Source organism: Lyngbya sp. CCY1209, from assembly GCF_035615495.1.
Classification (GTDB): Bacteria; Cyanobacteriota; Cyanobacteriia; order Cyanobacteriales; family Microcoleaceae; genus Limnospira.
The window spans coordinates 1-18837 of record NZ_JAJENU010000379.1 but is presented as its reverse complement, the minus strand read 5'-3'; the positions used below and the strand labels follow the sequence as shown (position 1 = coordinate 18837).

Annotated in this window: 16 protein-coding genes and 2 pseudogenes; 13 read left to right on the top strand and 5 right to left on the bottom strand. The window is 57.4% G+C overall.

Going from position 1 to position 18837, the window contains the following annotated elements:
• The first annotated feature begins 220 nt into the window (after positions 1–220).
• Together LKE08_RS10830 and LKE08_RS10825 are read left to right on the top strand one after the other, a co-directional pair.
• Positions 221–427, top strand: coding sequence for a hypothetical protein (locus LKE08_RS10830; protein WP_324704234.1), 207 nt, complete (start codon positions 221–223; stop codon positions 425–427).
• Positions 428–1035: 608 nt separating this feature from the next.
• Positions 1036–1413, top strand: a pseudogene (locus LKE08_RS10825) (ribonucleotide-diphosphate reductase subunit beta); the annotation flags it as partial.
• Between the two features lie 389 nt (positions 1414–1802).
• Here the strand turns inward: LKE08_RS10825 and LKE08_RS10820 are convergent.
• Positions 1803–3299, bottom strand: a complete 1497-nt coding sequence (locus tag LKE08_RS10820; protein ID WP_324704233.1) for a CIA30 family protein — start codon at positions 3297–3299, stop codon at positions 1803–1805.
• A 159-nt stretch (positions 3300–3458) separates the two neighbouring features.
• Between LKE08_RS10820 and LKE08_RS10815 the strand changes: the two genes are divergently transcribed.
• The 3 genes from LKE08_RS10815 to LKE08_RS10805 all read left to right on the top strand — a co-directional run bounded on the left by LKE08_RS10815 (position 3459) and on the right by LKE08_RS10805 (position 4347).
• On the top strand, positions 3459–3581 hold the full coding sequence (locus tag LKE08_RS10815) for a hypothetical protein (RefSeq protein ID WP_324704232.1): 123 nt from the start codon (positions 3459–3461) through the stop codon (positions 3579–3581).
• 123 nt (positions 3582–3704) lie between these two features.
• Positions 3705–4082, top strand: coding sequence for a hypothetical protein (locus LKE08_RS10810; RefSeq protein WP_324704231.1), 378 nt, complete (start codon positions 3705–3707; stop codon positions 4080–4082).
• A 109-nt stretch (positions 4083–4191) separates the two neighbouring features.
• Positions 4192–4347 carry a hypothetical protein gene (locus LKE08_RS10805; protein ID WP_324704267.1) on the top strand — a complete coding sequence of 52 codons (156 nt, stop codon included), beginning with the start codon at positions 4192–4194 and terminating at the stop codon, positions 4345–4347.
• A gap of 157 nt (positions 4348–4504) precedes the next feature.
• Here LKE08_RS10805 and LKE08_RS10800 read toward each other — a convergent pair whose 3' ends face one another.
• The gene (locus LKE08_RS10800; RefSeq protein WP_324704230.1) at positions 4505–5284 is read right to left on the bottom strand and encodes an RNA polymerase sigma factor SigF; all 780 of its coding nucleotides are present in this window, start codon (positions 5282–5284) and stop codon (positions 4505–4507) included.
• Between the two features lie 392 nt (positions 5285–5676).
• Positions 5677–6513 (bottom strand): photosystem II manganese-stabilizing polypeptide, encoded by an 837-nt coding sequence (locus tag LKE08_RS10795; protein ID WP_324704229.1) that lies wholly within the window; start codon positions 6511–6513, stop codon positions 5677–5679.
• 664 nt (positions 6514–7177) lie between these two features.
• Between LKE08_RS10795 and LKE08_RS10790 the strand changes: the two genes are divergently transcribed.
• The 3 genes from LKE08_RS10790 to LKE08_RS10780 all read left to right on the top strand — a co-directional run bounded on the left by LKE08_RS10790 (position 7178) and on the right by LKE08_RS10780 (position 10964).
• A complete protein-coding gene (locus tag LKE08_RS10790; RefSeq protein WP_324704228.1) occupies positions 7178–7453 on the top strand; it encodes a hypothetical protein in 276 nt (91 codons plus the stop codon).
• Between the two features lie 95 nt (positions 7454–7548).
• Complete coding sequence (locus LKE08_RS10785) at positions 7549–8832, top strand: folylpolyglutamate synthase/dihydrofolate synthase family protein (protein ID WP_324704227.1); 1284 nt, start codon at positions 7549–7551, stop codon at positions 8830–8832.
• Positions 8833–8951: 119 nt separating this feature from the next.
• Positions 8952–10964: a response regulator gene (locus LKE08_RS10780; protein WP_324704226.1), complete on the top strand. Its 2013-nt coding sequence runs from the start codon at positions 8952–8954 to the stop codon at positions 10962–10964.
• A 56-nt stretch (positions 10965–11020) separates the two neighbouring features.
• Here the strand turns inward: LKE08_RS10780 and LKE08_RS10775 are convergent, their stop codons facing one another.
• Positions 11021–12118 (bottom strand): phosphotransacetylase family protein, encoded by a 1098-nt coding sequence (locus LKE08_RS10775; protein WP_324704225.1) that lies wholly within the window; start codon positions 12116–12118, stop codon positions 11021–11023.
• A gap of 250 nt (positions 12119–12368) precedes the next feature.
• Positions 12369–12758 (bottom strand): type IV pilus biogenesis protein EbsA, encoded by a 390-nt coding sequence (gene ebsA / locus LKE08_RS10770; protein ID WP_324704224.1) that lies wholly within the window; start codon positions 12756–12758, stop codon positions 12369–12371.
• A gap of 300 nt (positions 12759–13058) precedes the next feature.
• Between ebsA and LKE08_RS10765 the strand changes: the two genes are divergently transcribed.
• The 5 genes and pseudogenes from LKE08_RS10765 (at position 13059) to LKE08_RS10745 (ending at position 18655) form a co-directional block, all read left to right on the top strand.
• A complete protein-coding gene (locus LKE08_RS10765; RefSeq protein ID WP_324704223.1) occupies positions 13059–14666 on the top strand; it encodes a glycosyltransferase family 2 protein in 1608 nt (535 codons plus the stop codon).
• Positions 14667–14793: 127 nt separating this feature from the next.
• Positions 14794–14913: pseudogene (locus tag LKE08_RS10760) on the top strand (zinc ribbon domain-containing protein); the annotation flags it as partial.
• 190 nt (positions 14914–15103) lie between these two features.
• The gene (locus LKE08_RS10755) at positions 15104–16264 is read left to right on the top strand and encodes a succinate--CoA ligase subunit beta (protein WP_324704222.1); all 1161 of its coding nucleotides are present in this window, start codon (positions 15104–15106) and stop codon (positions 16262–16264) included.
• A 21-nt stretch (positions 16265–16285) separates the two neighbouring features.
• Positions 16286–17182 (top strand): CoA-binding protein, encoded by an 897-nt coding sequence (locus tag LKE08_RS10750; RefSeq protein ID WP_324704221.1) that lies wholly within the window; start codon positions 16286–16288, stop codon positions 17180–17182.
• A gap of 12 nt (positions 17183–17194) precedes the next feature.
• Positions 17195–18655 carry a DASH family cryptochrome gene (locus LKE08_RS10745; protein WP_324704220.1) on the top strand — a complete coding sequence of 487 codons (1461 nt, stop codon included), beginning with the start codon at positions 17195–17197 and terminating at the stop codon, positions 18653–18655.
• Positions 18656–18837: the final 182 nt, after the last annotated feature.

Below are 18837 nucleotides of genomic sequence, written 5' to 3'. Positions count from 1 at the left end.
AATCAGCAGCCAATATAATCAGCACATAAGTCAATGGACTAGATAGCTGATTCTGGTTCAACGACCAGAGCGCGACGCTCGTACACTACAAGCTAATGGTAGTGGAAATGGGGAGCATCCCAAAGGGATGAAGATATGGTCTGCTCTACCTAGTGATAGGTAGCTGTGGTTAGTCCACGGGAAAGGCTTTGCGAACCTTTCTGAACTCGGGTATCAATACATGATTGAAACCATCATTCCTTCGGATCGGAGAAACTACGTCTACGACTTCTGGCGGACGGACAAAGTATTGCGCGATCGCTGCGAGTTTATCGCTGGATTGTATCAGCAATATGTGGACGATCCCACCCCGGAAAATTACTTTGTTTCCCTGGTGGCAGATTACTTGTTGGAGGGGATGTATTTTTACAACGGGTTAGTTGAGTAGCCCCGCAGCATCGCAAGGTGTTGATGAAAACTCGCCAAATTGCTGGGAAGCCCTAAAGCCTCCATACCAAATCGGAATCCGAAAGGATAAACGCGAAGGTGCGAGAGCAGAAAAAAGTTGGGGGATTGGTCGTAAGCCGTAAGGCATCCGGCCAGAACAATGGGCAATCAGCAGCGAAGCCGCCGACTCGGTGGAACGTTCAACGAACAGAGGGTGAGTGTCCCGACCGGGACAATGGTATGTTCTAGCCCCTACCGAAAGGATGGGTAATAGCGTCATCTTCTTTTACAACCTCGCATCCCGAATGTTGATGCCGGGAAGTGCCGACATTTTCAAGATGATTAACCGTTAACAAGTAGCGGCTTTTGTCAGCAATGGCAATCGAAAACCCCTTGAATTCAGGGGAAATCTAGAAATAGATAATCCTGAGCGAAGCCTGAAAGGGAACGTGCAACGACCATCCGGAAACGGAGTAGGGCCAAGTGGCTCGAAGCGGGGGGAATCCTCAATTGAGGATTATGATATGGTCTGTTCTGCCCGGTGACGGGTAGCAGTCTAAAAAGACGGGTGGGGATTAACGAAACCCACCGAACGCAAAGGACGAACTATCTCATGTCCGGCTCTTCCAAAAAATCATTCCCGAAGCGATGGCAATTTTTCCCCATTCCAAGGATTACGTTTACGAAATGTTCGATGCGGCGGTCCAGCACGAATGTCGGTGGACGAACCATATCGTCGGGAACAACATTTTGGGAATCACCGAACACAGTACCGAACAGTACACCAAATATCTCGCCAACATCCGTCTGCGGGCGATCGGGTTAGATCCCCTCTATTCCGATGAGAAATACAACAAGAGTCCTTACACTCATTTGGAGCGGTTTTCTGACACCAAAAAAGAAGCCCACACCAAGGCGAACTTTTTTGAAGCCAGCGTCACCAGTTATGTGATGTCCTCCGGTGTCGGTGGCTGGGACGAGATTTAAAATTTCGGGACTGAAATGAGTGGCAAAGTGGGGGTGATGTTGCGCCCCCATTTTAGTTTTCTCTGCCCCTAAAACTTGACACGATCGCGATCCCTGCGATCGCGCGGCTTGCAGCCAAGAAACGGCCGATCGCGACGACGCTCCCCACCCCAAATCGGGGTAATTTCGGGTCTGTTGAACGACGATCGTGCCCTCCAGAGTTGAGCTGAGACGGCTGAGAGTGGGGTGAATTTCTGCCAGATTTGGGGGCGATCGCGATGGCGGTTCGGAATTGACCCAATGTGAAGAGATCGAAACTGGGGTCTGACCTCCGTATCGATACGGCGATCATACCCCAATTGTCCAAGTTCGACAAGATTCGACCTCCCCCGAGTCGGGGGAGATGAATTTTAAACTCCGATCGCCTGGCGATCGCGGTCGGATTTGACCGCAGAAAATAGGCTCGTATCGCCATCGATGCGATCGCCACTTTCGGCTTCTTTCACTTCGACGGTAACATGGGCAGCTTCGGGGTCATTTAACGCTCGAATGCAGAGTTCGGAAATATCTTCCCGGCTGACTTTTCCCTTGATCGTATCCCCCTGATCCAGCATCAACGGTTCCCCCCCGGCTTCTTCCGTCAGCGCACAAGGCCGGATAATGGTGTAGGGAATACCGCTCGACCGCACCGCATCTTCCCCCCGCAATTTCCAGGTCAAAATCCCCCCCAGTTGGTCGTTCATCCGCACCGCCGGCGGTTCTTCCTCCAAGTTCAATCCCGGTTTCCCCGGCCGAGTGACTCCGGCGGAACTCACCATCACGAAGCGGGGTTTGACCGCACTGCCATAAGCTTTGATGGACTCGATTTGAAGCTGAAAATTTCCGGCTTCAAATTTCGGGTTCAATTCCCCGTCGTATTCAAACTTACTCAGCATCACCTGGAAGGCGTAAACCTGACGCGCATCGAAGGGGGGATTGTCTTTGAGGGTTTGGGCACGAAACACGGGAATGAGGCGATCGAAGGGAATCCGGACGGTGATGGGAATATTGTAAATCGTATCGAAGGAATAGCAGTAGGCGATGCTGTCCCACTTTTCATCGTTGCGGACGATCAATTTATATCGCTTTCCGTCCCCTTTGACGCGCAATTCGATGCCTTCAAATTCCGACAAGTCCAGGGCCGGTTCAAAATTGCGAGTCCGCACGGAGACGAACCCCCCGGAATTCGCCGTCGAAACCGTCCCAGCAAATAGGGCCGCATCGCCGATCAAACGGAGCGAACTTTCGCTCGTCCCCCCCATCACCACGTCGTCCAAAGCCCCCCAAGTTTCTTTCAATTCTGTCGAAGGTTTGGTGAAATCGAACAAGACTTTTTGACCGGAATTTCGCAAATAATTGGGGGCGGCGTCGAGGAGGTTTTTGATGCCGTTATATTCCACATATTCCGGGGTATCGACGACTTCCGGCAGGTAAAATTTGATGCCCTGGTAATATTTTTCTCGGGTGGGGGTGTCGCCCTCGACGGGTTGCACCCGCGTCCCCGTACAGCAGATGACCGCCGCGACATCTTGCATCACCTGTGGCGTGAGGGTTTCCGGGATGGTGATGTCGGCTTCGACGACATCGACGGTTTGACCGAGGATTTGTCGGGCCCGTCTGGCATCTCGGACCAGTGCCCGCACCTTGACACCCTTCTGTTGCAGGCGTCGGACGACCCGTTTGCCGACGCCTCCCGTCGCCCCCGCCACGAGGACGACTTCGGCGGGTTGGCCCGGTTTGGGCGCGTCCCCGCCGAATAATTTCTGTATCCAGCGAAAACTGCCGACGAAGGGGATGACGCCGAAATAGCCGAGGGTTTTGAGGAACCGACCGCCGTCCCAAGTTGCTTTTTGATTGTCTGTAGCCATAGGTGTGTGGTGTCTCGCGTCTTTCTGTCTACTATATTAAGAGATGTTACAAAATCTGGGCGGGGCGGGGATCTCTCTCCGACGGGATATTTCGGGCGGCCCCCGCATCGGGGGAGTATTTGTGCTAAGGTATGCCAGTGAAGGATTCGAGCGATATCGATGGATACAATTGATTGGGAAAGTGCGATCGCCCTCGGACTCGCCGGAATTATTTTTTTGGGGGCGATGCTGATGATGTTCACCAACTTTTGGACGACCGCACTCCGCAAAAAAGATGATTAAATTTCGATTAAATTGTTCGCGGAGAGCCGCTTTATTTCGGAAGTCTTAAATTTTCACAAATGCGATCGCAATTTGAAAAGTCTGCGATTACAATTGGGGCAGTTGCAGCAATTTTAAATTTCGATGATTTTGGACTTCAATGCTCTAGCCGAATTTTCCCGGCAAAACTGCGGGACGATCTGCGCCTTCTTGGTGCCGATGAACCTGATCGCCACCCTGCAGACGATTCTATTTACCGCCCTGGGGCGGCCCGGGAGACAAACCTTCGTGATGGCGGGGTTCGCCAGTCTGTACGCGGGGATCATGGTCGCCCACGTCTGGACCTGGTTCGCCATCGGCGTGGTGATGGCCCCCACGTTTATCTTACTCTGTTTGGGGAGTACCTGCCTGGCGGTCAACCTGTGGGCGATCGCCAAACCCGCCCCGATGATTCGCCTGCTCGAAATGGGTCTTTCGGTCGGGCACAACAGGATTCTGAGGTGGCGAAATGCGACCGATTAGATAGATCAGGCTGGTGATCGCCTGGAAGCGGTGCTTTCAAGGCATCTCCAAAGCGGATATAATGGGGGCAGGAACAAAAACCTGCACAAATGGGAGTCAAAAACAGTCCATGCTGAACAAAAATCACCGTAAAGGCGCCAGCAAATTATCCGAAACCCACCGGGCCAACATCCAAAAGCGCCTGGAACACCGGCTCGAAGTCGCCAAAGCCAAGGGAGACGAACATTTAGTCCGGATGTTAGAAGCAGAAATGGAGCAGCTTTAGGCTGTTGCCCGTTCTGGCCGGTTGCCCGAACCGGCATTTTCTTTCAGTTTGCTTCCCACCCCCCGGGACCGACATCAAAAAAAGCCCGATGCAAGGAATCATCGGGCTTTTCGGCAAACAGTACCCACCTGCGATCAAGGCAGATCCGAGGGCGACGTCACTCGTCGGTGGTCCCGCCCATCATGGTTTTCAGGAGATTCAACCCCCGCTTGACGCGACGGGATACCGTCACCGCGCTGATTCCCATCCGCTCGGCGGTTTCCTTTTGGGTCAGGTCGTAGAGAAACACGAATTCCAAAACCTTGCGAGTTCCGTCTTCGAGGTGGGCGAGGGCCTGTTGGAGGCGAATTTGATCTTCTTGGGCCAGTTGGAAGCTGCGGTAGCGGGTGTCCGGAACCAGGTCGCCCAGACTCGTCGCCCCTTCCTCTTCGTCTTGAACCGGCGCGTCCAAACTCAGCGGCGATCGGTTGCGGGAGGCCAGTTTCACCTCGTTCCACTCCTCGACGGAAATCTCCAGTGCCGCGGCGATTTCGGCGTCGGTCGGCTTCCGCCCCAGCTCCATTTGCAGCACCTGGGTGCATTTGGCGGCTTTCCGATGCAGGGTCAACCACTGGCGGGGAACCCGGACGGACGGACTTTTGTCCCGCAGGTAGTGCTGGATCTCGCCCCGGATGTAGGGGATGGCGAAGGAGCTGAAAGCGTGGCCCTTGGACAAATCGAACCGCTCGATCGCCCGAATCAAGCCGATGCAGCCCACTTGCAACAGGTCGTCGTAACTTTCGGCACACTGGTTGATCCAGTGGTGAACTTCCTTGCGGACTAACCCGATGTTGAGCTGGACGAGCCGGTTGCGAAGGTCGTTGGATGGGGAGTGCTGATACTCGCGCAGCAACTCCAAACTGTCAGATTTGAGCTGGTTGGTGACTGTCGTCTGCATGGCGTCCTGGTGTAGGTAGAGCGGGGGTACTGGCTTGTATAAATTGTAACCCGAGTCACAAAGGGCTGACAAACACGACCCGGTTTCCCTGTCCCGACACTTTCCAGCTTTCAATCTCTCGGGGAAGTCGTCCGCGCTTTTGGAACCGGACGGGTCAAACGGCGCGGCCCGGGCTGCTCGGACGGCGAGCTGGGTCTGTGGAAACCGGCTCAATTATTATGATCCCGACTAACCATTATATACCAAAAAGGCGATCGCCGGCAAGATGACTCCCGCCCCCCAGGCAACGGTTTGTCAAAAAGTTGACAAAAGCTCAAAAAAGAGGGACGCATCGTCCCTCTGAAAACGGCTCTTCAACTCGAGGGAATCAGTTCGCTTCGCAAACCGCCCAATCAGGCTTTGGGCTGAATCCGGGCATAAAACGTGCCCCGAATTTTGAGCTCAACCGCTTCCTGAGCGCCCAGGTCGGTATCGGAAGGTTGTTCGCTCTCAAAAATGCCGGCAATTTCGCCGCTCTCGCCGTCAACTTTGGCGACTTGTAAAGAAATGTGACCGGCCTTGAACTGGGTGTCGGCGAGTTTGACATTCGCTTTAATATAGTCTTCTTCGTCGGCGGTCGCCGGCAGGGCGACGGCATTATCGTAGCCGGAGGCCAAACCGCGTCCCTTCGGGTCGAGGAAGGTGGAACCCCGATAGGAGGGAACGTCAAAATCCCCTTCCAAATCTGTAGACGTATTAATGCTATTTAACCCAGATTGGCTGCTGGCGACGAGTCCTTTGATGGTGAACAAGAACGGCACCTGCTCGCCACCGGGCAGTTGCACCGTAATCGGCTGAAAGTCAATACCGTACTCTTCGGTAAACTTGAGGCTGCCATCCTCCTCAAAATTGAGAGTTCCCCCCACCTGGTCGAGACTGTAAGTGAAGCGGGTCAGCAATTTGCCCGGGACAAATTCCGCCTCTTGGCGTTTGTTGCTGGGTTCTTCTTTCACGAAGTAGGTGGTCGGTTCCAAACACAAACCGGAAATTTCATAGGTGGTGTCCGAGTCGAGGGGGATCGAACCCCGAGCCGTTTCGGGAAGGCTGGGACACTTCACAGCCAAACCGGTGTTCCGAATATCATCATAAGTCAACAATGCCGGATCTTTTGCTTCGGGACTCTCCGAGCAAGCTGTCAGCACACTCAGGCACAAAGCCAAAAGTGTTGCCACTAAAGCGCGATATCTCATTTTCAACCTCAATATCCAAAATCGATATGTGATGCAATTTTCGAGTTTCCAGAAATCGGCAACGACTTCTGAAGCCACGGTTTGAACACGTTATGTAACATCGGGCCGACTGAACTGGCGGGATGGTCGTCCCCCGTCGTCAGCGACCCTTCTTTCCCCAGAGGAAACGCGCCGACATCGCCCCGACGGCGACTCTTTTTTCCGAGGAGACCCCCTGACCAGATGTCGGTCGATACGTTCTGACGCTCCCCGCCCCAAAAGGACGAGACTTGAGACCCAATTTCTGAGTCCCATGGAAAATTGTTCGGCGATGGGGACAGGTTAACGCTCCTCGCCCGAATAGGGATGAGGATTCTGGCTTCGCGGGGCACCGGAATTTTACAACGTCCGGGTTGTAGCCGGGCCCGACCCAAGCTTTCACGGTCTGCCCGACCGCGAGTGTAAGCTGTCCAATACAGCATTTTACACGGCTCGGGACCTTTTTGTTACGGGAAGTACAAATTTTTCGGCGTCGAGTTGACGGACGCGAGTCAATTTCCCGATCGCGCTTTCATAGCGGGGGAGTTGGAGCTATGATCGAAGCCGAATCCACCGCGATTCGTATCCTTGAAATAAGTGACCGATGATGATGGAGCGCGAGACCGATTTTGACAAGGCATTGCAAATGCTGACTCAGACCGTTGAGGAGCTGGCGGAGGAAGCGCGGGGAGACGGGCGAGCCCTGCTGGCCTTGCTGCGGACTTTGGAGCGGTTGCACCAGGAAATCCGGGACGATTTGTTTCAGAAGACGTTGCCGAAAAACAGACAGGAACTGTATCATTTGCTGCGGGAGATCGAATCCGAAGGCGGGTGGCCCTACATTCCGCGCAACTCCCTGCGATCGCTCTTGAAGCGGTTTCCCCTGGAGGAGACCGCCCCATCCGAGCCGAAAAAAACCTGACCGGTATCGGGGTCGAACCCTGCCTGGGGATTCGGGGACCCCGCCCGGTTAATTTTTGAGAGCAACGCGACCGAACCCCCCGACACAGCGACACCGTGAACCTCGAAACTCTCTTACAACCCTTCCAGCGCTTCGGCGTCCACCTCGGTTTGGAGCGGATTCAAACCCTCCTGCACCGCTTGGGCGACCCCCAGCGGCGAGTCCCGACCCTGCACGTCGCCGGGACGAACGGGAAAGGCTCCGTCTGCGCGTACCTCTCCTCCATCTTGGCGGAGGCCGGATATCAGGTCGGGCGCTACATCTCCCCCCATCTGGTCGATTGGACCGAACGCATCAATATCAATGGCGTCCCCATTTCCGAAGCCGACTTCCGGGACCTCCTCCGAGAGGTCGCCGCGGCCATCCCCGAAGACGAACCCTCCCCCACCCAATTTGAAGTCATCACGGCGGCGGCCTGGCTGTATTTTGCCGGACAGGACGTGGACGTGGCGGTGGTGGAAGTGGGGCTGGGGGGGCGTCTCGATGCCACCAACGTCATCGCGCGCCCCATCGCCTGCGTCATCACCAGCCTGAGCCTGGAACACCGGCAGCGCCTCGGCCCCACCCTCGCCCACATCGCCCGGGAAAAGGCGGGAATCCTCAAACCCGGCCGGCCGGCCATCGTCGGTCCCCTGCCCCCGGAAGCCCGGAAAGTGGTCGCCGACCGCATGGACGAACTCGGCTGTCCGGCTATGTGGGTGGAGCCGGCCCGACTCGTGACATCCCACCCCTTCGAGCCGGTCGCTTCCTACAACGGTCTGGAGTACCGGCTCCCCCTGCCCGGGCGGGTGCAACTGGTCAACTCGGCGATCGCGATCGCGGCCATCGACGTCCTGCGGGAACAGGGGTGGGCGGTTCCGGACCGGGCGGTTACAGACGGAATCGCCAAAACCCGGTGGCCCGGGCGCCTGCAGTGGGTCGCCCGGGGCGACCGCCAATTTCTGATCGACGGAGCCCACAACCGGGCGGCCGCGGCTGAGTTGCGACGGTACGCGGACGACCTGCAAGCATTCGGGGTGATTGTCCCTCCCATTCATTGGGTGATGGGGATGCTCTCCACCAAAGACCACGCCGACATTTTTCGCGCCCTGCTGCGCCCCGGCGACCGCTTGGATTTGGTTCCCGTCCCCGACCACAGTTCCGCCGCTCCCGAAGACCTCGCCGCCCTCGCCCGGACTGTGTGTCCGGATTTGGGGTCCTGCCGCACCCACGCCGATGCGATCGCCGGTTTGGAGAGCGTTTTGACCACCTCTGAGAAACCGGTGATTTTGTGCGGGTCCCTGTACCTGGCGGGGGCGATTTTGAAAGAATACAAACGGCGGGCGGACGCGGAAATCTGACTTGGGGAGGATGAGTTGTCCCCCCAAAATTTGGTAAGATTTGAATGGTCAATTGTGCATTCTCAACCCGCACGGTCAGAATCCGCGATCGCCCACCATTATATAGTCCTGCCCCATCCATGTTGAGTATTTTATTGCTCGAAGACGATCCGGTCGATGTGGAACTGATCCGCACGATCCTGACCAATGCGGGGATTGAATGTCGCTGGATGCGCGTCGAAAACCAGGATGAATTTGTCCGGTCGCTGAACACCGAAAAATACGACCTGATCCTGGCCGACTACGCCCTTCCCGCCTTCGACGGCATCAGCGCGCTGCAAATTGCCCGGGAACTCGACCCGGAGATGCCCTTCATTTTGGTTTCCGGACAGTTGGGGGAAGAACAGGCGATCGACGCCCTGAAACTGGGGGCGACGGATTACGTCTTGAAACGGCGGCTGTCGCGGCTGCCCCTGGCCGTGGGGCGGGCAATGCGGGAAAGCCGGGAACGGGCGAACCGCCGGCGGGCCGAGGAGGCCCTGCGCCAAAGCGAGGAAAAATACCGCCAGATCGTCGAGACGGCCCGGGAGGGAATTTGGATGATCGCCCGCGACGGCCGGACGATCTACGCCAACGCCCAGATGGCCGCCATGCTGGGCTATAGGGCCGAGGACATTTCGGAGCGCTCCCCCACCGAGTGCGTCGCCCTCGCCGACATCCCCGAAGCCGAACATTTGTGCGAGAATTCCCGCCGGGGCGACCCGGGCCAGCACGAGCTGTGTCTGCCCCGGCGGGACGGGGGCAGCCTGTGGACCTTGATTTCCACCAATCCCATCCGGGACGAAGCGGGGGAGTGCATCGCCACCCTGGCGATGGTGACGGATATCAGCGATCGCAAGCAGGCGGAGCAGAAGTTGGCGCAACTGCTCATCCACGCCCAGCAGCAGACCGTCATTTTGCAGCAGGCGAAGGAGACGGCCGACCGGGCGAACCGGGCGAAAAGTGAGTTTCTGGCCCGGATGAGCCACGAGTTGCGGACGCCGCTCAATTCGATCCTGGGCTTTACCCAACTGATGCTGCGGGACCCGAACCTTTCGGTCAAGCACCACCAATATTTAGAGACGGTGATCCGCTGCGGGCGCCACCTGCTGGCGCTGATCAACGACGTGTTGGATATGTCCAAAATCGAAGCCGGACAGATCAAACTCAAGGAAACGGAATTCGACGTCTTTCAACTGTTGGACAACCTCGAACACCTGCTGAAAATGCGGGCGGAATCCAAGGGGTTAAAACTCGAGTTCGAGCGAGATCCGGACATTCCCCAACCCGTCGTGGCGGACGCCGGCAAACTCCGCCAAGTGCTGTTAAATCTGTTGGACAACGGCATCAAATTTACCGAGGCCGGGACGGTGACGTTGCGGGTGACGCGCAGCGGACCCCAACAAGTTTTGACGCCGGACGATCACCTGTTGCACCTGCGGTTTGAAGTGGAGGATACCGGGCCGGGAATTTCCCGAGAAGAACGGGACCGACTCTTCGAGCCGTTCGCCCAAACCGAAGCGGGGTTGAAGGCCTTTGAAGGCACGGGTTTGGGTTTGGCGATCAGCTATCAGTTCGTGCGGGTGATGGGGGGGGAATTGGATGTCGCCAGTGAAGTGGGTCGGGGGGCGAAATTCTTTTTTGAAATTCCGGTCACCACCGCCGCGATCGCGGACCGTGCAAAAATCCCGTCCGACACCACCGCGAAACGGGTCCCCGACGGCCGCACCTATCGGATTTTGGTGGCCGAGGACGACCCCAGCCACAGCTTCGTTTTGGCGGAGTTTCTCACCCGCGCCGGTTTTGAAGTCCGGCGGGCTAGGGACGGCCGGGAGGCGGTCCGAATCTGGTCGGACTGGCACCCGCACCTGATCTGGATGGATATGCGGATGCCGGAGATGGATGGCTTTGAGGCCACCCGCCAGATCAAGAACTCCCCCGGCGGGGCGGAAACGGCGATCATCGCCCTGACGGCCAGCGTTTTCGACCGCGATCGCGAAGCGCTGCTCTCCGTCGGATGCGATGATTTTGTAGACAAGCCGTTTGAGTATGAGGAATTGTTGAAAAAAATGAGCCGACTGCTCGGACTCAAATTCGTCCGGTCGGACCGTTGAGAGCGGAGCGGCCCGGGCGCGGACGGGGAGTTTCGGGTCGCCGGACAGACGGGATCTCAAGCCAAATTGGCGGGGGCGATCGCTTCCCAACCCGTCATTTCCAGGAGTCGGGACAGGTCGAAGTGTTCCGCCATAATTTGGGCGATGCACTCCACCTTGCTGGCTTCGTGGAGGCGGACCCGGCCGAAGGCGCGGTCGATGATCTCCACCGTCGTCAGGGTGTCGAGGTCCGCGCACAGGATCGGAATTTCCAGCTCCTCGGCCCGGGCGATCACCATCGGGTCAGGGGGCAGTTGTCCCGTCAAGATCAGGCAGTGAGTCGATTGTTCCAGGGCGGCCATTTGGATGTCCCGGCGATCGCCCCCCGTCACCACCGCCATGTTGTGCGATTGGCTGAAATACTTCATCGCCGAACTCACGTTCATTGCGCCGACGCTGAGGCTCTCCACCATCAGGTCCAACCGCTCCCGGCCGCAGGCGACCTGGGCGTCGAGCTGCCGGGCCAGTTCGCCGACGGTGACGCTCCGCAGCAGGGCGTGTCTGGGGAGCAGGCCCAAAATCGGGATGCCGTGACTTTCCAAAAAGGGTTGGACCCGAGTTTGAAGGGTCTCGGAGTGCTCCGGCGTCAGGTCGTTGACGACGATGCCCAGCAGGCGGTCGCCCAACCGTTCCCGGGCCGAGAGCAACTCGTCCAAAAACCGCTGGGAGTCGAAGCGGACGACCAACATCACCGCGGCGTCCAACACCTCGGCGATCCGGATCGGCGACAGGTCGAACAGACTCCCCTCCTGCAGGGTTCCCGGACCTTCGAGCAACACGCAATCCCCCCCCGTCCGTTCCCGATAACCGGCCAGCTCCCGGCGGTAGCCCGCGCTGTCCGGATGGTGGAGATGCTGGTCAATGGTGGCGTCGTCGAGCATCACGACGGGCGGTCGCAGGTGGGATTCGGAAAGTCCCAGGGTTTGGGCGATAAATTGAAAGTCGGCATCTCCCCCCCCGTCCGGAGCGCCATCCATGTCCGTCCCGAGGGGTTTGCCGTAAGCCACGTCAAACCCCCGATTTTTCAACTGATAAGCCAAACCGAGGGCGACCGCAGACTTGCCGCTGTAAGGTTCGATCGATCCGATTAAAAGATACTTGGCAGATTTAGCCACGCAATTGACTCCTCCACTTGCATTCAACGCCATTTCCTAGAATCTGATGTTTCCGGACATCACTTCACGGGGGGCGGGTTCGGTGTCGCTGACCTGTCATCGTCATGCCGGGTAGCGGGGCGACCCCAATTCTCCCCTTCTCCGGACGCACTCGGGCGACGGGTGCCCCCATTATAAAGGTTTCCACGTTCATCGATCGCCCGCCCTCCGCCGGGGGTGAGAGGGGTCGGCGAGGCGATCGCATTTCCGGTCACGATTCCATGTGCAGCAACCGCTTGTAAAACTCCTGGGAAAAATCGATCGTGTGGTTGAGGCGGAAATTGTGGACGATATCGATCAGGTACTTGATGAATTCATAATTCGCCATGATCACTTCGTAGCTCAGATCGGCGTTTCCGTCGAACATCACCCGACATCGGGTCAGGTCCGCCGGCAGCGTCGAAACGCTCCAGGTGGCCACGAAGGGGATGTCCTCCCCGCCGTCAATTTTTCGCGCCCCCTCCAGGCTTTTTTCTCGGTAGAGACTGATCGACAACGGCAAATACCGCCGCTTTTTGTCATCGTAGTAGGGCAGATAAACCCCGACTTCCCGCTTCTCCGCCGGTTTGAGTTCTTTGAGGACTGCGGCCGAATCGGTCATGGTCAAACTCCTGCGAACGCCCATCTCTTCCATCTTAGGCGACGGGTGAGTCCCTTGGCGGACCCGAGCCTTCCTCGGATGCGCCGATACCCGAAGATCAACCGGCGAATTTCCCGACAATGTTGGATACTATATAGCAGCATTGATTCTCATCGGGGGTCGGAATTACGGCTCGAAAACCGGCCGGCGCGATCGCCTGACGATGCCTTCGGGCGGGGGAACTCGACGACCTGTGAATCCCCGCTCCGGGTGGAGGACAATGTAGAGGAACGACCATTGAGTATTGAATTGAGATCATCTATGCCAGAGACATCTCGGCCGAACCATCAGCGTCAGAATCCGACCAGTCGAGGCACGACCGGGTTATATGAAATGCGCCAGAACCCCCGGGATTCGGGCCCGTCCCATAGCACCCGACGGACTCCCCGATTTCCCCTGCGGAATATCCGGCGCTTCCGAAACCTGCCAAATGGCGCGATCGCGGCCCCCCACCGGCCCCCGCAACCCGCCCCCCGCGACGCGGACGCCCTGTCGGTCCCCCCCCAGTGTTATCAACACCGGCGGCGCAAGGCGGCCGCGGCCCTCACCGTCATCTGGGGCGGGACTCTCACCCTGCACTTGATTTCCTGGGGGGCTTGGCTGCTCTGGGGTCTGGGCGGTGTCTTGACCCTGCACGCCCTGCGGGTTTTGTTCGCCGACCCCCGCCGGGGGGAAATCGAGCCGGAGCCGGCCGGAGACGACTGGCCCTTTGTCTCCCTCCTCGTCGCCGCCAAGAATGAGGAGGCCGTGATCGGCAACTTGGTCAAAAACCTCTGCAATCTCGACTACCCGGCCCACTGCTACGAATTGTGGGTCATCGACGACAACAGCAGCGATCGCACCCCTTCGGTCCTCGACGAGTTGGCCGGACGCTACCGGCAGCTCAACGTCCTCCGCCGCGACGAAACCGCCACCGGCGGCAAGTCGGGCGCCCTCAACCAAGTCCTGCCCCTGACCCGCGGCGAAATCGTCGGCGTCTTCGATGCGGACGCCCAGGTGGCCCCCGACCTGCTGCGGCACGTCGTCCCCGAATTTCGGGCCGCACGGGTGGGAGCCGTACAACTGCAAAAGGCGATCGCCAACGCATCCTTCAACTTCTGGACCCGCTCCCAGGCCGCCGAGATGGCTCTGGATGCCTTTTTCCAAAAACAGCGCGTCGCCGTCGGCGGCATCGGGGAACTGCGGGGCAACGGCGAATTTGTCCGCCGCCGCGCCCTGGAAACCTGCGGCGGCTGGTGCGAAGAAACCATCACCGACGACCTCGACCTCACCCTCCGCCTGCACCTAGACCGCTGGGACATCGCCTTCCTGGATCGAGCCGTCGTCTTTGAAGAAGGCGTGACCGGCCCGAGGGCCCTCTGGCACCAGCGCAACCGCTGGGCCGAAGGCGGCTACCAGCGCTATCTCGACTACGGGAAATTCCTCCTCGGCGATCGCCTCAACTTCGGCAAAAAGGTCGATCTGTTCGGCTTTTTGGTCACCCAATACCTGCTGCCGATGGCCGCCGTCCCCGACCTGCTCCTGTCCGCCATCCTCCGCCGTCCGCCCGTCACCACCCCCATCACCCTGCTGGCCGTCACCCTCTCCCTGTTCGGGATGTTCGTCGGCCTGCGCCGCAGCCTGGGGACGGTGAAACCGCTGCCGGACGCCCCCGCTGAAGGCGCGACGGAAACCTCGGAAACCGGCGATCGCACCCCCAACTTCCCCCGGGTGTCCTACGTCACTACATTGTTTCAGACCCTCCGTGGTACGGTGTATATGTTTCATTGGCTGATCGTCGTCGCCAGCACGACCGTCCGCATCTCGGTGCGTCCGAAACGTCTCAAATGGGTGAAGACGGTCCATCAAGGAACCCCTGATCGCCCTTGAGGGTGTTTGACAGAAACCCAAAATCTAGCTAAACATTCTCAATATTGGTCTGTTCACGGAATTTTCGGGGGTTGAGGCGTTTTGTTGCATCGAGCCGGACAATGGGTCCATCCCATCTTTCTGGAAGTTGTCATCTTGGCTTAGTCGTTCAAACGGCTCTGACGTCAAAGACTCGATGCCGTTATCGGAGCGAGTGTATCGCTGCGAAAAATGCGGGTTTGACTGCGATCGAGACTTGAATGCGGCTAAAAATTTGGCAATGGTTCCCGAGCGGAGTCGAGGGATGGCGGGCAGTTCGCCCGTGTCAGCCGGTGGACCGGAGAGTGCCGACACTTCCTTCGGCGAAGCTCCGAAGAAAACATCGAGCCCATCCAACGCCAGCCGAGATTTGGACAACCCATGGATAGGTTTGAGTCGGTTTTTTAGAACGGAGTCCCATGGATTTGCTAGAGTACCAAGCAAAAACCCTATTTCGCCAGATGGCAATCCCGGTGTTGCCCTCCCAGCGAATCGATCGCGCCCACGATCTCAAAGGGTTGAATATTCCCTATCCGGTGGTTCTCAAATCCCAAGTCCGCTCGGGGGGGCGGGGAAAGGCGGGGGGGATCAAGTTCGTCGAAAATACCATCGACGCGGTGGCCGCCGCCCAGACGATTTTTAACCTCCCCATCCGGGACGAATATCCCCAGGTCCTCCTGGCGGAAGCCAAATACGACGCGGACCAGGAACTCTATCTGGCGGTGATCCTTGACCCGGTGATCCGCCGCCCCCTGCTCCTCGGCTCCCTGCAAGGGGGGGTGAACGTGGAGGCGACCCTGTCCCACATCAAACAGGTGGTGGTCGATCAGGAATTTTCCCCCTTTTACGCTCGCCGCCTGATGGTGAAAATGGGGTTGCAAGACCACCATCACCTCGCCGTTAGCAATATCGTGGAGAAAATGTACCGCCTGTTCGTGGACAAAGACCTGGATTTGGTGGAAATTAACCCCCTCGGCATCAGTCCCACCGGGGAGGTGATGGCCCTGGACGGGAAGGTGGTCGCCAACAATGGGGCACTCGGGCGCCACGCGGATTTGGTGATGTTGGTCCGCAACCAACCGGAACCGTCCCGGGAAGACCATTTGGAAACTGTCCGGGAGGCGGTTTTGCCCCCCGACCGCCCCGATTTGGTGGAACTCGACGGCAATATCGCCATCCTGTGCAACGGCGCGGCCCTGACGATGACGACCCTCGACCAGGTGATCGCAGCCCAGGGCAAACCGGCGAATTTCTTGAATTTGGGCGGTGAAGATGATTTCGAGGCCTCGGAGAGTCTCCGCGACCGCCTCTGCCGGGGGTTGGAATTGGTGATGCGATCGAACCGGGTGAAAGTGGTTTTGGTCAACTGGCTCGGCCACCAGACCGCCGCCGATCCCCTGGCCGAGGCGATCGCGGCCCATTTGAAAGGGCGCGGACAAAATCGCCCCCTTCCCCAAATCGTCCTCCGCCTGAACGTGACTGACCTCAAGACGACCCAAGGGCTTTTTGAAGACCTGCCGGTGACGCTCGTCGAAACCTTGGATGATGCCGTCACCGAAGCGGTGGCTTCGGCCCGATAGTTCACGATTCCCAGAACTGACATGAATTTAACGCCAGATAGCAAAGTCATTATTCAGGGTTTGAGAGCCTCCGACTCGTCGCTCCGCGCGGCCCTGAAGATGAAAGCCTACGGGACTAACGTCGTTGCCTACGTCAGCGCCGGCCGGGGGGGTGCGAAGGGGGACGACATCCCCGTATTTGACCTGGTGGAACAGGCCCAGGCGGCTGTGGGCCCCCTGGATACGACGGTGATCTTCGTCCACCCCTACGAAGTCCTCGACGCGGCCCTGGAGGCGATCGACGCCGGCATCCGCCAACTCGTGATCGTTACCGAGGGAATGCCACCGCTGGACATGGTGCGCCTGGTTCGGAAGGCCGAAGCCACGGAAACCCTCGTCGTCGGCCCCAACTGTCCCGGGATCATCGTCCCCGACACTTTACTGTTGGGAACCCACCCCGGCGAATTGTACACCCCCGGTCCCATCGGCCTGATCAGCCGCAGCAGCACCCTCACCTACGAAGTCGCTCAAATCCTGACCCGCGCCAAATTTGGCCAGTCCCTCGGTGTCAGCATCGGCAGTGACCTGATTGTGGGGTCGTCCTTCATCCAGTGGCTGCAAATTTTGGACGAGGACGACAATACCGATGCGATCGTTTTGGTGGGAGAAGTGGGCGGCGCGAGCGAAGAAGAGGCCGCATCCTACATCGCCGAAACCATCGATAAACCCGTCGTCGCCTACATCGCCGGACTCCACGCCCCCCAAGTCCAACTCATCGGCCACGCCAGCACGATCATCACCTCCAAATTTACGGAAGCCGCCCACCCCGGCACGGCCCAGAGCAAAATTGCGGCGTTCAAAAAAGCAAAAATTCCCGTCGCCACACGCCCCTCCCAAATTCCCGATCTGCTGAAAAAGTCCCTTAAAAAAAAGCGATAGTCGAGTGTTGTGGTGAATCAAAAAATAATTTTAATTTGGTATCGAAACGACCTCCGCCTGCACGATCATGAACCGATGCACGTCGCCCTGAAAGCGGATGCCAAAATTATACCCGTTTACTGTTTCGACCCGCGAAAATTCGGAAAAACTGCCTTCGGATTTCCGAAAACCGGCTCATTTCGAGCGCAGTTTATAATTGAAAGTGTTACAAATTTGCGCCATAATTTACAACAATTGGGATGCGATTTGGTGGTGCGAGTCGGACATCCCGAAATGGCAATTGCCGCGATCGCAAAAAAATTAAACGTCGATAAAATTTACTATCACAAAGAAGTCACATCAGAAGAAATTACCGTCGAAAATAATCTCAAAAACAGCACCGATATCCCGACCCAATCCTTTTGGGGCGCGACCCTCTATCATCTCGAAGACCTGCCCTTTCCCATACAAAATATCCCCGAAGTTTTTACCCAATTCCGAAAACAAGTCGAAAAAAAATCGACCGTTTATCCAGCTTTTCCAACCCCCAAAAATTTGCCCCCCTTACCCGACATCGAACCCGGTTCCATTCCCACCTTAGAAGAACTCGGACTCGAACCTCCAGTTTTTGACAGCCGCGCCGTTTTAAACTTTCAAGGCGGCGAAACGGCGGGTTTGAATCGATTAAACAACTATATTTGGGAGCGGGATTGTCTGAAAAACTACAAGCAAACCCGAAACGGAATGTTGGGTCCCGACTATTCCTCCAAATTTTCCCCCTGGTTGGCTTCCGGTTGCCTTTCTCCCCGCTTCATCGCTCAACAAGTCCGGGAATACGAAGAAAATCGGGTCAAAAACGATTCGACTTATTGGTTAATATTTGAATTGTTGTGGCGGGACTATTTTCGCTTTATCTGCCTCAAACACGGCGACAAAATCTTCCGAAAATCCGGATTGCAGGGGGTGGAGATCCCCTGGCGGGAGGACTGGGAACAGTGCGATCGCTGGCGGCTTGGGACCACCGGATTTCCCCTCGTCGATGCCAACATGAGAGAACTGGCGGCGACGGGGTTCATGTCCAACCGGGGGCGGCAAAATGTGGCGAGTTTTTTAACAAAAAATTTGGGAATCGACTGGCAAATCGGCGCCGAATGGTTCGAGTCCCTGCTGATCGATTACGATGTCTGCAGCAATTGGGGAAATTGGAACTATACGGCCGGGGTGGGCAACGACGCCCGGGGTTTCCGCTATTTCAACATCCCCAAACAGTCGAAAGATTACGATCCCAAAGGGGAATATGTCAGACATTGGTTGCCAGAATTATCTGCCATTCCCGCATCGAAGATTCACGCCCCCTGGACGTTATCAAATGCAGAACAACGGCAATTTGGAGTACATTTGGGGGTGGACTATCCCCATCCGATGGTGGATTTGCAACAGTCCGTCCGAGACAACCGGCGGGTTTACGAACGGGCGTTGAGTCAGAATAGATAGGGAAGTCATCATGAAACATATCTAGCCCCCAAACCCCCAATTATGGGGGCTTTGACCGGATCGAATTTTCACGAATCCTTTCACACTGCTATAGATAGGGAAGTCGTGCGATTCGTTCGGGAGTGAAATAGGGCTGAAATGCCTGAAATAGCCTCCCGGTAAGGCTTTCACCCCCTCGGGTG

Bases quoted from the DNA above. Each gene is read 5' to 3' on its own strand.
- LKE08_RS10830 (WP_324704234.1), top strand. From the start codon at position 221: ATGATTGAAACCATCATTCCTTCGGATCGGAGAAACTACGTCTACGAC.
- LKE08_RS10820 (WP_324704233.1), bottom strand. From the start codon at position 3,299: ATGGCTACAGACAATCAAAAAGCAACTTGGGACGGCGGTCGGTTCCTC.
- LKE08_RS10815 (WP_324704232.1), top strand. From the start codon at position 3,459: ATGGATACAATTGATTGGGAAAGTGCGATCGCCCTCGGACTCGCCGGA.
- LKE08_RS10810 (WP_324704231.1), top strand. From the start codon at position 3,705: ATGATTTTGGACTTCAATGCTCTAGCCGAATTTTCCCGGCAAAACTGC.
- LKE08_RS10805 (WP_324704267.1), top strand. From the start codon at position 4,192: ATGCTGAACAAAAATCACCGTAAAGGCGCCAGCAAATTATCCGAAACC.
- LKE08_RS10800 (WP_324704230.1), bottom strand. From the start codon at position 5,284: ATGCAGACGACAGTCACCAACCAGCTCAAATCTGACAGTTTGGAGTTG.
- LKE08_RS10795 (WP_324704229.1), bottom strand. From the start codon at position 6,513: ATGAGATATCGCGCTTTAGTGGCAACACTTTTGGCTTTGTGCCTGAGT.
- LKE08_RS10790 (WP_324704228.1), top strand. From the start codon at position 7,178: ATGCTGACTCAGACCGTTGAGGAGCTGGCGGAGGAAGCGCGGGGAGAC.
- LKE08_RS10780 (WP_324704226.1), top strand. From the start codon at position 8,952: ATGTTGAGTATTTTATTGCTCGAAGACGATCCGGTCGATGTGGAACTG.
- ebsA (WP_324704224.1), bottom strand. From the start codon at position 12,758: ATGACCGATTCGGCCGCAGTCCTCAAAGAACTCAAACCGGCGGAGAAG.
- LKE08_RS10765 (WP_324704223.1), top strand. From the start codon at position 13,059: ATGCCAGAGACATCTCGGCCGAACCATCAGCGTCAGAATCCGACCAGT.
- LKE08_RS10755 (WP_324704222.1), top strand. From the start codon at position 15,104: ATGGATTTGCTAGAGTACCAAGCAAAAACCCTATTTCGCCAGATGGCA.
- LKE08_RS10750 (WP_324704221.1), top strand. From the start codon at position 16,286: ATGAATTTAACGCCAGATAGCAAAGTCATTATTCAGGGTTTGAGAGCC.